This window comes from Paenibacillus sp. RU5M (assembly GCF_900221055.1).
In the GTDB taxonomy this organism is placed as follows: domain Bacteria; phylum Bacillota; class Bacilli; order Paenibacillales; family Paenibacillaceae; genus Paenibacillus; species Paenibacillus marchantiae.
The window spans coordinates 59,379-74,722 of sequence record NZ_OBQM01000015.1 but is presented as its reverse complement, the minus strand read 5'-3'; the positions used below and the strand labels follow the sequence as shown (position 1 = coordinate 74,722).

Here is a 15,344-nt window from a genome sequence, read left to right as displayed (position 1 = left end):
CCCCTCTTCTTGCTCTGATGTCTGAACGGATTATACGTCTCAATCCCCTCTCAAGTAAAGGAAATAATTGATGAATTTGATTTAATTATTATTAATTAGTCAAGGTTAATAATCTTATCAAAGCAGTATGAATCTTTGTCATAGCCATTATGCTCATAGAAAGCATGGGCATCAGTTCGCTTGAATCCGCTACATAAAATAATACTAGATATTCCGAGTTCTTTAGCATAATTTTCAGTATGTCTTAATAGTTGTGTACCTACCCCACGATGCTGGAATTCTTTTTTAACGGCAAGAGCTTGTATATGTAAATAACCAATCGAAGCCCCTATGGACAATGCCTGAACTATAGTTACAAAACCAACCACATCATTTTCAAATAATGCAACAAATGTTTTGTAATTCCCGTCCTCATTCATTTTTTCTGTAGTATCTCGAAAATTTTCATCATTAACATTGCGAATCTCAAGCACATCGTTCCATAAAAAAACAACTTCAGTATAATCATTCGCTGCAATTTCTCGTATCTTAATTTCCATGCCTATTCTCCCTTTTCATACAACTGGATTTTAAAGGAAACATTTTCCTGTCTTGTAGCGTTTATGTTACGTGAATAACAATACTTAAGGAGGAATCAAGATGAAGCGATTAGTTTCTCTATTTTTGATGTCAACTTTAGTTGTGGGTGTAGTGTCGGTTGCATCTGCTACGGACCAACCTTTAAAGGATCTACCTTTTAAGGAACGTGCAGCGTATACATATAATCCTTCATTAAAAAAGATAGAACTAAATATCACAAAGGACCATAAGTTGACTAGAACGACGTATAACTCCACTTATGTTCCTATGAAGGATGTTTTTAAACAATCTGGAGCAACGTTTAATTGGGACGGAAAGAAAAAAATTACTACGGTTAAAAATCAAGGCCAAGAACTGATTCTTAATTTCTCTGGCAAAGAAATCACAGCGGGTAAAAATCAAGTTGTTCTCCCTCGAGAGTGGGTACAATTAAAAAATGGAGTCTCAAGTATTGATGCATTTGTCTTAGCATATATTTTTGAAGTAGCTGCTGATGAGTCCGACCAAGAAAGAGTGGACTGGGAAGAAAAACTTAAATTTTTGGATATCAAAGAAACGACCGGTCTTCCAGGATTAGATAAGTATATGCATGTGTTTGTTGAGTTTAATGATTAATTAAAACCTTTATTTTCTAATTCTCTTTCGGTTATCCCCAGGATAGGTTTCTTTTCCTCTTATTAAGAAACCTATCTATGAATATCCAGTCCTCTATATGCCACGCTATCCTGCCCGTTAGAGTCTCGCGAATGTGATGTAATCGACTTGGACAGGCTCTGCCGATTCGATCCGAAGTACCCGATTGATCTGTCCCCGGTGATATTGCCCATGTAAGAGAACCTGCAACAGGATGTCCCGGACGGATGTTCGGAATGAAACCCCACTCTGATTTGCGTAGTCGATCATTTCGTCCAACTCAGATTCCTCAAGCCCTTGGATATAGACGCGATATTGCTCAGCATTTTCTTCGAACATCGTCCGGAGCGCCTTCAGGTCTTCCGCTTCTTCCCATAACGAATATTGCGCGCTGCCCTTGCCCTGCAATCGGGACAGCCAGACTCGTTCTGCGACCGCAACATGCCGAACCAGTTTCAGAAGGTCCTTGTTCTTCGTCCCACTCTCTTCGAGCGCGTCCAGGATACGTCCGTCTGCCCAGTACAGGTGGTCCATCATGCACTTGATTGTCTTCATTTCGATTTCCCCCTCTTCGTCTCATTGATTAATTTAATCTGCTGCCATCCGATAGTTTCATCAATGAAGCTTTTCATTTTGATTTAACTGATATCTGAACAAATTCCGTAGTGTCTTGGTTGAACGCCAACGTTTAACGTAAATCCGTAAGAACTTGTTTTGCATAAGCATCCCAGTCTGCTTCATCTGTGTTAATCTCTAAAGTTGGAATCAATGATTGTTTCGTAGCCATTCGAAGATTTTCTTGATTATCTAAAAACGTTTCACATACTTGGAGAGTAGTAGAATTTCCCATCACATATGACTTCCAGGCTTCACCGCGACTTTCAATATACCTAGACTCAACAGTATCCGGGGTCAAGGTTAAGAGTACACAATGTGCATTCATCCTGAGTAGACGTTTCTCAAGCAACTCAATCTCATGAGAGGCTTTAAATGCAGCTCTATGATTTACATGAAACCTCTCTAAAAGAAAAAATATACCTTTGGATGGTTTGGAATGACCAAGAAAGTTAATCCAATAGGATTGTTGTTCAAGATAATCAACATGTCGACTTAGAAGTGAAATATGTTCATCCTTATCCATGGATCTTAAAACACCTTGGTGTGAATGCAATACTTGTGAATAGTGTTCACTTACTGCAATTATAGTTTTTTCATTATTCTGTGTTTGACTATGTAATCTCTTTATAGCAGAAAATAATGATGTTTTTCCTACAGTAGACATCCCTTCAATAATTACACCCCGAATCATCTTCCTACTCCTCCTAAGCTTCGTGGTATTCTGCCCTTTAGTATATTTAGTACCGTGAACTAGCCTGCTCGTTCCTGCTCGTTAGTTGATAATTTAGTTAGTTCATCAATGGGAATTGAACCATCATGATAACGATAAGAGAAGAAATACAGCTTAGTATTGCAATCAAAATATGAAGACAACTGAATGAGATTTTTTCTATAAAAATTCTTTCTTTTCTTTGAATGAAGCACGAGTAAATTAACACAGTGATCACAATGGGCAAATATTGATGAAGATTCGGTCCATCCTTACTCGGTAATACTTCATGAATATATCCACCTATAGTTTCATCAATGATCATTAATGTATATATAACTCCGATTAACGCCGAAATAAAAAACTGAGATGCTAACTGAACTAGATTCTTCTTTAAAAGGAAAGGACCCATTTTTCGGTATAGATCATTGACCATTATGTATTGGTTGCCTCCTCATTTTTTCTCGTTTCCCGTTACACGATCCCTCGTACAACTAAACACTCCTTTGAAGCTTGACATTAAATTCTGTCGTTGACGCAGTGACATACTCCATATAATTCACAGAGCCGTTAAAGTTCAAATAAGCTTCATAACGCATGCGGATTTCAGGTAAAGTAATCAAATCCAGAACATGTTCCTTTGGAACCCACCTGCATTCGCTCGTTTCATTAGAAGTAGCTAACGCTCCACCCACAGCTTTACATACGAAATCAAACATGACCTTGGTAGGGACATCCGTCACATTGTCATACCACTTATGGATTGCTGTATTCGAAACAACACTGATTAGATGACTAACCGTGGCGTCAATCCCACTTTCCTCTTTGATTTCACGAATGACGCCATCAATCAGGTTTTCTCCAACTTCAGTTATTCCGCCTGCAGATACAATATGTGTCGGGAAACCCATTTTACAACCTCCAAATAAGATAAAGTTGTATATTTATTCCACATGATTCCCATACTTCCCTGCCTTTGTATCATTCGGAATTAATTCATACAAGGCACGAACATCACAACCGATGGAATCGGCGATTGATATGGCAATTTTGAGTGGCATCACTCTTTTGTTCTCAATAAAGTCGTAAACTCGTTCCGGTTTAAAAAGCAATTCTTTGGACAGCCATTCCGCTGACCTTCCGGATTCCATCAATCGTTCATTCAGTAAGCAACGCCCTAATTCAAATTTCAAGAAACGATGACCTCCCTTATAAGAACATATTTAACCTTAAGCGTAATCCACTGCCAGCGTGAATATACTTCCATTTTTACAAATGGGAAGAGATTCTCAATCTGGTCAATATCATCTTTTTCTAATTCCCATTCTTTCTATTGAACCCACTTCAGGAAAACCTTTCATACCCAATGTATGTAAATGAGGAGCAAATCCAAATGGTGAATATCCCATAATTGTGATCCCATTCTCTTTTGCAAAGGGTAATATCTGATTCGCTATGCTTCTAGTTGGGCTGGAAGAGAGCCTGAAGATAAGTTAACCCTCATGCATCCTGAAAAGGAGCATTGAGGGTTAACTTAGTTTTATGACGTTTATATTAAGCGCTGCTTGGGCAAATGCAGAATAACGTTGAATTGATCGCCATGAATTTCAATTTTGATCTTCCCGCCGTGCAGCTCAACGATGCTTTTCACAATGGACAGCCCTAGTCCGGAGCCTTCTGTCTGGCGGGATACGTCTGCTCTTTTGAAACGCTCGAACAATTCTTCCGCAGCAAAATCAATTTCATAAGCAGCTGTGTTTTGAATTTTAAATAATACCATATCATCAGACTCGTCCAAATAAATATAGATTCTGGTTCCTGGAAGCGAATATTTCTGCGCGTTGCCAATAAAATTTTCGAAGACACGCCAAATTTTATTGCCGTCCAAATGTGCATGGATCGGGAATTTCGCGATCCTCTCCCGAATCACGAGCGACCCTTGTCCCATACTGGTATTGGACTCGGCAATCGCCTGTGTTAACAAGGTTGCGACATCGACGTACTCCATATCCAGCTCTACTGTACCTCTGGCCATCTTTGAGATTTCGAACAGGTCTTCTATCAACAGCTTCAGCCTTAGCATCTTCCGGTCCAGGGTTTCAATATAGGCTCGGGATGTCTCCGTAGACAGATCTTCTTTTTTTTAATAAATCGACATAGTTGATAATAGAAGTAAGCGGGGTCTTCAAATCATGTGACACGTTGGTAATCAGCTCTGTTTTTAACCGTTCGCTCTTCATTTGATTCTCCAGCACGCTTTGATACCCGGATTTCATATTGTTAATATAACCAGCAAGCTTGGATAGAGCATCCTTGCCGGTATCCGGAATCGTATTCTGAATATTCCCTTCGGCAATTTCTTTGCTCCCGTTCATGATGGCGATGAAGCGTCCAAGCTTGGAAAGGATATACGGAACCAGGAACAACACATACAGCCATACATATACCGTAATTTGTGGCTGCCTCCCAAACACAAATGCCGGCTATCGCGGTTAGCAAAAGCATAATGATGAGGCCGAACAGTAGTCTCCAGTTTTGTAAACTGGCTCTAATACCGGTTCTCCAAATATGAAAGTAATCCATCAGCACACTGCCATGCCAGAATGAACGCCTGCTAAGGGGTGCCTTAAAATAAAGAAACAGTCTGCTAACCAGCAAGCAAAGAATAGTAAAGGCAAGCAGTGCCTGAATAAAACTTGATGTTGAATAGCTCAGACTCAACCCCGCGTATGAATACTCGTTAATGAGTATGAGGCTCCATAAGATCGCGGCAACAATGATGACAATAAGGTCGATTGAAACCTTCCGATCTGCTTTACTTTTTCTCAATTTTGTATCCAATTCCCCATACCACCTTTAAATATTTTGGGTCTTTGGGATTGATTTCAATTTTTTCACGAATATTTCTCACATGTACGGCAACCGTATTCTCTGAAGCGAAGATCAGTTCATTCCACACGCGCTCATAAATCTCTTCGATCGAGAAAACTCTGCCCTTGTTCTCCATCAGCAGCTCCAAAATTTTGTATTCCTTCGGGGTCAGTCTGACGTCCTCTCCATCTACCTCAACAGTTTTCGAGCTTTTGTTCAGCACGAGTCCTCTTACTTGAATGATCTCTTCCCCGTTTGACTGGAAGGAACCTAAATTCGTAAACCGACGCAGCTGAGATCGGACTCTAGCGATTAGCTCTAGCGGATTGAACGGCTTCGTAATATAGTCATCGGCCCCAACGTTGAGTCCCAAAATCTTGTCGCTATCTTCCGATTTGGCGGAAAGCATAATGATCGGTATATTTTTGTTTTCACGAATTTTAAATGTCGTTTTAATTCCATCGAGCTGTGGCATCATGTTGTCCATGATAATAAGATGAATGGTTTCTTGTTCTAGGATTTCCAGCGCCTCCAATCCGTTAGAGGCCGTTAATACATCCACATCATCGCTTTTCAAGTAAATAACGAGCGCTTCTCGAATTTCCGGTTCATCGTCTACAACAAGAATGTTATTTATAGCCATTATTTCTCACCTTCATCACGATATTTCTTATACTTGCCCATCCGGAACTCATGTATCCCGGAAAATCAACATGGCCGGGGGGAACGTCTGCAAGCATCAGCTCTTCCGGTGATTCTTCCTGATCCGTGTAAAATCCATGCACCCCGAACCTGTCCAGAATCTGCATAACCGGTCTGCGGTTGACGGTGTGAACATAGCTTTTTACCCCAAACTTATTTAGTGCTGGTACTAGATTGGGGTTGAGATACACGCGGTATACAGGCATGGCAACCGCTGTCATATGTTTGTCCCTTACGAATTCTACAATACTTTCGGCAGAGGCGCCAGTTTTGTAAAGTGAATACATTTTGTTTGGAAAGGGGTAGATTCCCATAACCGTGTCATACATTTCCGGGCTGAAAATTTCAGGAATAATCCGGTTGAGCAGTGCAGGATCCGTACGGTGCGCTTCATTGACTAGATGCGCAAACTGCTGCTGAATTTGCTCTTTACTGCCTGCTTTCGTATCCACGATTAAGTCAAAATCAGGATATTGCTGCATCAGCTGCAGTATGTCCGGCAGTGTAAGCGGGTGGAATCTGCCCATGATAAGCGAGTTTGCAAACTGAAGCGTTGTTACGTTTCGTCCGCGATGAGCAGCCAAATCCGGCTGCAGCCTGTGAGACCAATCATGTCTGGCTACAAGCTCCCCGTCCGTCGTCTGCACAAGATCAACCTCGAACAAGCGGTACCCTCTATTGTAATTGGTTATAAATGCCTCATAAGAATTTGTGTAGCTAGCGCCGTTGACTCCTCCAAATGCATGTGCAATAAGCCTATTTCCCTGCCAGCCGCTGGTGCCAGCTGTAGAGGCCGGCTGATTCTGACCTGACCAAACAAGGCCCCAGCTGCACCAGATCATTCCAGCCGTAATGACTATGAATAAGCTTAACATACTCGTCTTCTTCATTCGTTCTGCTCCTTTGTTATCCCGATGTAAGTCATACTACAGGACTCAAATGAAGAAGGACTGGTATAAAAACGAATGAATTTATGAAGTTTGTATGCATTGAAATCCATATAAAAAAGAATCCCCGTTTGCCAAAACGAGAATTCCCATATCATCTTGCGCTATTCATATCCATTAGAATGATAACTAGATCAGTTCCTGCTTCCGTTTCAAATACACAAACAGTACCACACCTGACGCCGCACAGATCACTGCACATAAACCGATGAATCCATACCCCGCCTGAAGACCGCGCAGCAGCCCCAACTGAGTCGTTGGACCGTACATATTCTTCACACCTTCAATGACCCAGCCAATCACATAGTTACCGATGACACTACCAATCCCCATCAAGGTAACTGTGAACGTAATCGCAGTGTCACTGCCGTTCGGATATCTGCGTGCGATAAATGCCATGACTGTTGGATAGATCATCGCAATACCCGCTCCCGATACGGCAAAGAAGAATGCCAGCCCCTCTCCGCCTGCAATGGCGACAAACGTACATACCGCCGAAAAAGCAGAGAACAGAATCAACGACAAAACGAATCCGATCCGGTCAGTAAGCGGTCCTAGCAACAGTCTGCCCAACGAAAAACTCAGGAAGAACGCAGACAGCAGCCCAGATGCTTTGACCGTGTCCCACGTGTAGGCTTTCTCCAGAAAGTTAACGAGCCAACCTCCAACCGCCAGTTCTGATACCACGCCAAAAGAAAGAATAAGCACCATCAGCCAGATGGCTGGATCACGTGTTAACGTCTTGAGTGAAGTCCGATCTTCATGAGGAAGATCATCCCCCGGAAACTTACTGCGCAGCGCTGCAATGATCGGTAGCATACAGAGTGACAACATCACCAGATACATACCACGCCAGTCCAGCTCGTGTCCGAACACGTGCAACGACATGACACCTGTCGCCAGCAAAGGCGCTACCGTTGAACTCAGTCCATAGAAGAAATGGGACAGGTTCATCATCGTACCTGTGTTTTTCACAAAGATTCGCGCCCCCAGAATCGCCAGCGCAATCTCCAACATGCCGTTTCCGATGTACATGAAGAAGTATGATGAAGCAAAGAGTGGATATGTATGAGATACGTAAATGAACACACCCGAGAGAATCATCGATGCAAACGAAATGATGCTAACCGCCTTAATGCCCCATTTGCGAACCAGGATGGCGGTGAAGGAGCAGGCGATCAGGTACCCCAGTGCATTCAGGGACAATAACGTCCCGAGCTGTTTCTCATCCAGATTGAAGTCGAATTGAATTCGCGGAATGGCTGGTCCCTTAATATTTTCAGATATACCAAATACGATAAATCCCAGAAAAATCGTTGCCAGTTGCATGGCATACAGTTTGTTGAACTTTTTCTTGTTCCCTTGCGTACCTGCTTGCTGATTCAAAATAAGTTCCTCCATTGTGTTCAGAAAAATGGTTACACTTCATAACTACGATTGCAGTACCATCTTCCGACCGCTGTTATCCCCAGATTTTTCTGATCCCCTTTCCTAAAGGGAAAATTCGGTGATAAAGGCGTTCTTCAGATTGGTTCTGCCCTCTCCGTTCTCGTGTAAAAAATTTTACTTAACTTCACTTCATAATAAGTAATTCCTACCACTGCTTCTCAACTACCTGGATGCGGTAGGTCAGGCTCTCCAGAGTAACAGCGACCAGCCCAGTCACATACTCGCGTCGAGTGTCTCTTTGGATGATCAACTCCGGCATATGCTCCAGTGGAATCATTCGATCCAAACAACCTTGCGTCAGGCCATCCCGCATAGCTGGATCCATCGTATCGCCTGTAACCACAATCGTAGCCGGGTTAATGATCGCGATGATCGATACAAGCGTCTGTACTACCAGTTCCTGCAACCCATCTGGCGTATTCAACATTCGTAGCTGCTCTTCCCGTGACACGCCAAAAGGCAAAAAGGAAACCTCGCCCCCAAATTGCGTATTCCCGGTAAGCGGTCGCCCATCAATGATAAAGCCCGCACCCGGAAAATGGTTCTCCGGAAAAGTTACCACCGCGAAGTTCTTCTCTTCCTCGAATTGCTGTTGGTTATACAGTCCGTACACCGTGAGATTCATGTCGTTGCCAATGACTACTTCAACATCATCGTACTTCTCCTTGAGCCTTGGCCCCAGAGGTTGACCCGCCAGCTCCGACACATCGCAAATGCCAATCACACCGTTGTGTGCCACACCAGGTATCCCAATACCAATCGCCTGCACATTGTGGTGTTGTTCGATCAGGTTTGCAATTAGATCCTCTACCACCATGACATTAATCTCATCCAAAAAGAGTGTCTGTTCATCCGCCATCTCTCCGTTCAGATTGGCATATGTATGTGTGATCGAGTGAACGCCGCCCTCTGTTCGAATAATCAGGCACAGTACGCTGGCGTAGTCCGCATTGAATTGATAACGACTGGCAGGTCTTCCCCCACTCGATTCATCCGGGCCCAGATCGATAATCTCACCTGTCTGAAGCAACTCATTCAAGATTGTGCCGCATGTCGCTACGCTGAGTTTGGTCAGGTTCGCAATCGAAGCCTTCGTGCCTACGCCCATGGATCGGAGCGTATTCTTCACCAGTTCAACGTTAATGCGCTTCACCTGTTGGGTGTTGTGTGATGTAGGTAACATCGTTAGTTATATGCCTCCTTTCGTTCATTTCGAACTTTTCAATGAAAGTTTTTAAAAGTATTTTAACAATTGAAGTGTAGGGGGATTTGGGAGGAAAGTCAATGCTAAATTGAGAGTGAAAAACGTATGGATGGACAGACAAAAGGACAGCTCAAGATCATCTTATATGATCCTGCGCTGTCCTTTTAGTTAAGGTGAGTTTATGTAGACTGGCTCATTTGATTTGCCAAGATGCTCTTCTCCAGTCGAACTTCAAATAACTTTCGGTTCAGATCCTGTTCCATGGCATGAAGGTGATATGCTGCTTGTTTCACCGTATCCATGTCTAGCACACCTGCCTGCTTCGAAATGATCTCCATGGCGTCTAGGATGAGTTTATTGCATGTGACGAGTTGATCAACGTAATCGTCTTCTTGTTGGACGAGTTGTGCATACTGCGAAGACAGGTCTTCGCTGTTGGTACTTGTCATGTTAATCTCTCCTTTGTTAAAAAGAGATTAACATAGACTAAAGGCGAAAGTGGTACGCGAAGACGTACAATTGAAAATAAATAATTTTGTACAAAAGCGCATTAACAGTTAGAGCGCTATATTAATTCTTCTTCAAAATCAATAATGATCTTCAGATTTAATTCTCCCAAAAGACTCTAGTTGTACAAATTTAGACTTAAAAAAATTTGGATCTAATTTCCTTTTCACTAAATTAAAAAATCTATCATCATGGGTAGCAATTATAACCTGCTTGTCCAGTTCTGTTGTGATTATTCTTAACAGGTCTATAAATGAAAGTAAATTTATACTATCTAAATGTTGGATCGGGTCGTCCATAAAAATAGTGTTATAACCATTATTACTTTCAAGAGCTTTAGCTAAAAATATACTTAAAGAAAGTATATTTACTTGGGCAGAACTAAAGAATAGTATTGGAGACTCTTCTTTTGTTTTTTCTTTATTCAAGGCTGAAACCATTAAGCCTAATTGACTATCCTCTTGTTGTATTATTCTAAATTCAATATTGGTGAAGTCGGGGTGAGGCTCTATCATTTGATATATTTTGTTGATTGTTGCTAAATTAAATTTTGTTTCTATTTGTTTTTGAATATGCTCTTTGCCAGTTAAAACTAATGAATTTGTATCTCTTAACAACTGATCAACATATTCTTGTTCAGCCAATAAATCATTTAAGATATTTTTTTTCCTTATCCATAACTCATTTTTTTCTAGAACATCGAGATTGTTAATAGCTTCTTTACATACCTGTATTAATTTATCATTTTGGGATTTAGTTTCATTTTTTTGTGATATAAATTGCTCTAAATGATTCAGAGAGACATCATCTACATCAAGGAGCAGTTTGTATTCAGTGAAAAATTGGTTTTTGATATTATTTAATTCATGGTTTAATACATCAATTTGATTAACACTGTTAACAATATTTTCATAATTCTTACCTTCTAACTCCTTTAAAAAATTATTGTAATTTTTAATTGTTTCATTCAAACCTAAAGTTTCAGTAACTAGTAAAGCATTAAAAGAATCTTTCATTTGTGTTAGTGTCTCAATGAAATTCTCATTTTCTAACAATTCATACTCCTGTAATAAAATTCTTCTGTATTCATTAAACTCTTTATTATTTAAAAGATCAGAGATTTGATTGTTAATAAATTCAAAGTTACTTTTTAATTTAGTTAATTCATGTTTCTTACTTATTATTATATTTTTAGTAATTTCTATAGAATTTTCAATTCCACCTATTGTCTCTTTCATTCGCTCAAGATTTAAATTTATTTCATGTGAAACTAAATTAAGCTTTTGACGAGTCTCCTCGAAATAGTTTGATTTATTATAGCCTATAAGAAAATCATAGATTAAAGTTATATTATCTTGATGTTTATTGAATAGCTCTTTTGAATTTTTTAACTTTCCAATTAAATACTTCTCTTTATCAATATACCTCACGTATTTACTTTGGAGACTTTCTATGGCAGTACTAATACTTTCGTTATAAGCTTCTCTAAGTATTATTAGCTTGTTAGTATTATTATTTTTCTCTTCTTCTAACATATTTATATGATTAGTAAGGATATCTATTTCTGAGAGATACTTCGTGTCATTGTTTATTTTTTTTAAGAGTTCATTGAAATCGTTATATTGATGTTTACACAAGGGACAAGAAGAATTTTTTGTTTCTGTAACGAGTTTAGTCCCTAACTCAATTAATTCTAACAAATCACCATTTAATCCATTGTATTTAGAATATAAACTGTTTTTTTCGTCAATTAAATTACTAAGCTCAACATTTCTATTGAACAGTTTTACACATTGATCATATAGAACTTCAATATCATCTGATGGATGTTCCATTGATACTTTTCCCCATAAAGTATTATTATCTGCAGCTCTATATTCTTTATACTTATTGATAATAAATTCTAATTGTTGTTCTTTCTTCCCTTGCTCGATTAAACAGTGTTCAATTCTCCTTATTCTATTTTCATAGAATATTTTCTTTTCTAAAGACAAAATTTTGCTATAGCAATCTTCTAATAAAGATAGGTCGTTTTTTATCTTTTTTCGTTTCTCTATAAGAAATTCATATTCTTGAATTTCATTTATATGCTCTTTTTCAATAAGAAACATCTCTTCATTAATATTATATATTCTTCTATCTAACTCAGATTTACTCGCACTTAATCCAGCAATTTTACTGTTCATCATTTCATAAAAACCGTATTGATTTATTAAGTATGTGACACCTCTAATTTTTAAATTTAATTCTGCTATCTTTGCTTCATACTGCTTGAAATTCTGTTGTTCTACGTTCAAATTGTTGAAAGTATTTAAAATTTTATTCAACTCATTTTTCTGACTAAAATTTTCTGCAATTGAACTCTTGGAGTTAATATAGTCCTTCTTAAGTCTTACACTTAAGTTAGTTGCCCTTTCAATTTCATTCTTACTCTGAGTCGCTATTGTCTCAAAAACAGACAACTTTTTGTTAAGACTTTGCATAGCCTGGTCATAATCTGAAGATTCATCCATAATAATTGGCATGTTATCCGGATCATTTCTGAAAACCTCAGTTACCAATTTATGCACATTTAAAATTACTAATTCATTAGGTTTAATGGCATTGAGTTCAGTCCTCTGAGCACTTATCTTATTAGAGGTATCCTCCCATTTTTTTTGAACGTCTTTGTTCATTTGGATTAAGTTACTGTACACCAGAGAATCATCACTGTGATCCCAAAATTCTTTTAATGCATTGAATCTTTCAGTAGAAGTTGAAAACCTTAAAAAAGAATCTATCTTATCATGTGTTAATACATTCTGATTTATAAACAATTTATTCCGATGTTCTTTGAAGAATTCACTAGACTGAAAGATAACTGGCTTATCATCATCACGTTGTCTTTTACCATTTAATACAGGTGTTCCTAAAACAATTTTTTCATTATTTTCTAATATAAACTCTACTCTTCCATATCTATTCAAACTATTTTTGTTCTTCAATATGTAACCTTTATCATGATTAGCAATTTCTTTTACTCGATTATTGCCATATATCCTCTTTATATTTCCAGAGAAGCCCCACTCAACCGCATCAAAAAAAGAAGTTTTCCCGAAACCATAAGGGGCATAGATAACTATCAAATTCATAATTTCTTCTTCTACTGTAAAATCAAAAATCTGACTTTTGTTATAACCCCGGAATGCTTCAATCTCAATCGATTTAAATTTCATTTCTTTTTCTCCTTTCATTTAAGTAATTTTGTATTTTTTCTTTTTTTAATTTTTTGTTATTCAGTTGTGTGAATTCTAGGAATAGATTAGCTAATTCAGCATTATCTGAGTTGAATAATTTACTTGCCAATGCAATATCATTCAATCCATCAATTTTTTTCTCAATTTTCAAGGTAAATAGTTGCATTTGTATATAATTCATTATCTTATTTTCATCTAACCATTCTTCATTACTATCAATTATTATTTTCCTTGAACAGTATTTATCTTGTTCAATCTTATATTTAACATCTCTTGATACTTTATCTACAACAAAGAAAAATAAATAAACATTCCATTTTTCAACATTTTTATTTAGATTACTTTGAAAATATGTAGCTATGATGTTATTGATTTTCTTCCACATTTCTTCCAACTGAACATTGCTATGAAATTGAATACTGAATATATAAAATGAGAAGTTAGGATCTTTTTTTTCCCAACATAGCAAGTGCTCTAAACTTTGTTGACTATCTAGTTCTAATTTAGGGATTATAATATTATTCTGTTCTATCATTTTTCAAATACCCTTTCTAACTCTATTTTTAATTCTTGATCGATTGTATTAAGATCCTTATTCCAGTCTACCGATTCGAAAATATTTTCAAATTTCTTCAAATGAAATACAGAAATGTTTTTGTCGATCTCTGGGTCATCAATATTAATTACTCCATTTAGTGGTTTAGTTTGTGAAATATCGGTTATTATATTTTTTATCTGAGACTTATTTAGAGCCGCTGCTTTGAATGATCCAGAATTATTTACAATGATTATTCCGTCTTGGCGAATATCATCATAAATATTATCTTTAGTAACAATGTGTTCAATAAAGTCATGGAAGTTATAAAATCTTTTAACGAAAAAGTGATGAATTGGATCTTTTCTGGCATCAGAATTAGTTTTATATAAAAGAATAGGGGATGATAGGTCTTTTGACTCTAATTTAAAATTACTATCATGACTTAGCGCAACTAATAATAATACCCATCCCCTCCATAAATCATCATGAATAGATACCGATTCACTATAATCCGAATAAGGAACCAATAATTTCTCTCTAAGAACATCTTTAATTTTTGCTGGAGTAACTTCCGCACTAACCGAACTTTGCAGTTTTTGTTTCAACCAAGACCTTTCGAATTCACTATATCCTAAAAATGCATGATGGAAATAATAATCAAATGTTGATAAACAACTTGGCTCCAATGGCTTCAACGAATTTGCCAACAAGAACTCGTTGAAGCTTGATATATTTTCAACAATAAACTCAGAAAAAACACCTGATGGATGTTTAAGTTCTATTATTACACCAACTATAAGTAAACCTTCATTCTCTTGAATATATACGGCCGATCCAGAGTATCCTTCAATATTTGTCAAAGCATCATTCTCATATGTTAAAAATCCTACATCTACCTTCGCTGTAAACTGCTTTTGCTCATTTCTTTGAATATGCATAATTTTAGCTTCAAATAATTGCCCACAAATGTTTCGATCATTTAAGATATACGGGTATCCATAAGAGATAATTTCACAGTTCCTATGTGGCTCACCCATTAATAGATTGGGGAGATCATTAACTTTTTTCACAATAATACAAGCAATATCATAAGAGTCATCTTCATGTATCTTATAAGATATCACATTCAATTTTTCTCCTCCAAAATCTGAATCTCTGAATATACTAATATCAGATAGTTCCAAAACATTTGGGTTATCAAAATCTTTACCTATTAGACAATGCTTTGCTGTTAAGACATATGAATATTCATCTGAATGTGGCTGAAACAAACAACCACTACCTAGAGAAGGTTTAGTACCACCCACTTGAATTCTAACAGCCATCTGAGAATAATTATCGCTAAACAATC

At 37.9% G+C, this 15,344-nt stretch carries 16 protein-coding genes; 1 reads left to right on the top strand and 15 read right to left on the bottom strand.

All coding sequences use genetic code 11. The annotated features are described in order from the left end of the window. Nucleotides 1-95: 95 nt before the first annotated feature. Nucleotides 96-539 (bottom strand): GNAT family N-acetyltransferase, encoded by a 444-nt coding sequence (locus CRO25_RS29200; RefSeq protein ID WP_072734640.1) that lies wholly within the window; start codon nucleotides 537-539, stop codon nucleotides 96-98. 100 nt (nucleotides 540-639) lie between these two features. Here CRO25_RS29200 and CRO25_RS29195 point away from each other — a divergent pair, with 100 nt between their 5' ends. Beyond that, nucleotides 640-1,194, top strand: coding sequence for a stalk domain-containing protein (locus CRO25_RS29195; RefSeq protein WP_079697370.1), 555 nt, complete (start codon nucleotides 640-642; stop codon nucleotides 1,192-1,194). 117 nt (nucleotides 1,195-1,311) lie between these two features. On the opposite strand, the gene CRO25_RS29190 is transcribed toward CRO25_RS29195, so the two are convergent. The 14 genes from CRO25_RS29190 to CRO25_RS29120 all read right to left on the bottom strand — a co-directional run bounded on the left by CRO25_RS29190 (nucleotide 1,312) and on the right by CRO25_RS29120 (nucleotide 15,342). After that, on the bottom strand, nucleotides 1,312-1,767 hold the full coding sequence (locus tag CRO25_RS29190; RefSeq protein WP_079697369.1) for a DinB family protein: 456 nt from the start codon (nucleotides 1,765-1,767) through the stop codon (nucleotides 1,312-1,314). 133 nt (nucleotides 1,768-1,900) lie between these two features. Beyond that, a complete protein-coding gene (locus CRO25_RS29185) occupies nucleotides 1,901-2,521 on the bottom strand; it encodes a hypothetical protein (RefSeq protein WP_079697368.1) in 621 nt (206 codons plus the stop codon). A 512-nt stretch (nucleotides 2,522-3,033) separates the two neighbouring features. Continuing rightward, nucleotides 3,034-3,450 carry an NUDIX hydrolase gene (locus tag CRO25_RS29175; RefSeq protein ID WP_079697366.1) on the bottom strand — a complete coding sequence of 139 codons (417 nt, stop codon included), beginning with the start codon at nucleotides 3,448-3,450 and terminating at the stop codon, nucleotides 3,034-3,036. A 33-nt stretch (nucleotides 3,451-3,483) separates the two neighbouring features. After that, a complete protein-coding gene (locus tag CRO25_RS29170; RefSeq protein WP_079697365.1) occupies nucleotides 3,484-3,732 on the bottom strand; it encodes a transcriptional regulator in 249 nt (82 codons plus the stop codon). Between the two features lie 356 nt (nucleotides 3,733-4,088). Next, complete coding sequence (locus tag CRO25_RS29165) at nucleotides 4,089-4,574, bottom strand: ATP-binding protein (RefSeq protein WP_179132292.1); 486 nt, start codon at nucleotides 4,572-4,574, stop codon at nucleotides 4,089-4,091. Nucleotides 4,575-4,638: 64 nt separating this feature from the next. Continuing rightward, nucleotides 4,639-5,013, bottom strand: coding sequence for a histidine kinase dimerization/phospho-acceptor domain-containing protein (locus tag CRO25_RS29160; RefSeq protein WP_143806611.1), 375 nt, complete (start codon nucleotides 5,011-5,013; stop codon nucleotides 4,639-4,641). 341 nt (nucleotides 5,014-5,354) lie between these two features. After that, complete coding sequence (locus CRO25_RS29155; protein WP_079697362.1) at nucleotides 5,355-6,053, bottom strand: response regulator transcription factor; 699 nt, start codon at nucleotides 6,051-6,053, stop codon at nucleotides 5,355-5,357. Then, nucleotides 6,040-7,002 carry a phosphatidylinositol-specific phospholipase C/glycerophosphodiester phosphodiesterase family protein gene (locus CRO25_RS29150; RefSeq protein ID WP_072734652.1) on the bottom strand — a complete coding sequence of 321 codons (963 nt, stop codon included), beginning with the start codon at nucleotides 7,000-7,002 and terminating at the stop codon, nucleotides 6,040-6,042. Before CRO25_RS29150 ends, CRO25_RS29155 begins: the two co-directional genes overlap by 14 nt. Nucleotides 7,003-7,188: 186 nt before the next feature. Beyond that, nucleotides 7,189-8,388 carry a sugar MFS transporter gene (locus CRO25_RS29145; protein ID WP_097115841.1) on the bottom strand — a complete coding sequence of 400 codons (1,200 nt, stop codon included), beginning with the start codon at nucleotides 8,386-8,388 and terminating at the stop codon, nucleotides 7,189-7,191. Nucleotides 8,389-8,653: 265 nt separating this feature from the next. Further along, nucleotides 8,654-9,691, bottom strand: a complete 1,038-nt coding sequence (locus CRO25_RS29140) for an ROK family protein (protein WP_079697360.1) — start codon at nucleotides 9,689-9,691, stop codon at nucleotides 8,654-8,656. 200 nt (nucleotides 9,692-9,891) lie between these two features. Continuing rightward, nucleotides 9,892-10,161 carry a hypothetical protein gene (locus CRO25_RS29135; protein WP_079697359.1) on the bottom strand — a complete coding sequence of 90 codons (270 nt, stop codon included), beginning with the start codon at nucleotides 10,159-10,161 and terminating at the stop codon, nucleotides 9,892-9,894. A gap of 138 nt (nucleotides 10,162-10,299) precedes the next feature. Then, nucleotides 10,300-13,434, bottom strand: coding sequence for a hypothetical protein (locus CRO25_RS29130; protein WP_179132291.1), 3,135 nt, complete (start codon nucleotides 13,432-13,434; stop codon nucleotides 10,300-10,302). Then, nucleotides 13,424-13,990 carry an ABC-three component system middle component 1 gene (locus tag CRO25_RS29125; RefSeq protein ID WP_079697357.1) on the bottom strand — a complete coding sequence of 189 codons (567 nt, stop codon included), beginning with the start codon at nucleotides 13,988-13,990 and terminating at the stop codon, nucleotides 13,424-13,426. Before CRO25_RS29125 ends, CRO25_RS29130 begins: the two co-directional genes overlap by 11 nt. Next, nucleotides 13,987-15,342 (bottom strand): ABC-three component system protein, encoded by a 1,356-nt coding sequence (locus tag CRO25_RS29120; protein ID WP_079697356.1) that lies wholly within the window; start codon nucleotides 15,340-15,342, stop codon nucleotides 13,987-13,989. The genes CRO25_RS29125 and CRO25_RS29120 overlap by 4 nt, the downstream gene beginning before the upstream one ends. Nucleotides 15,343-15,344: the final 2 nt, after the last annotated feature.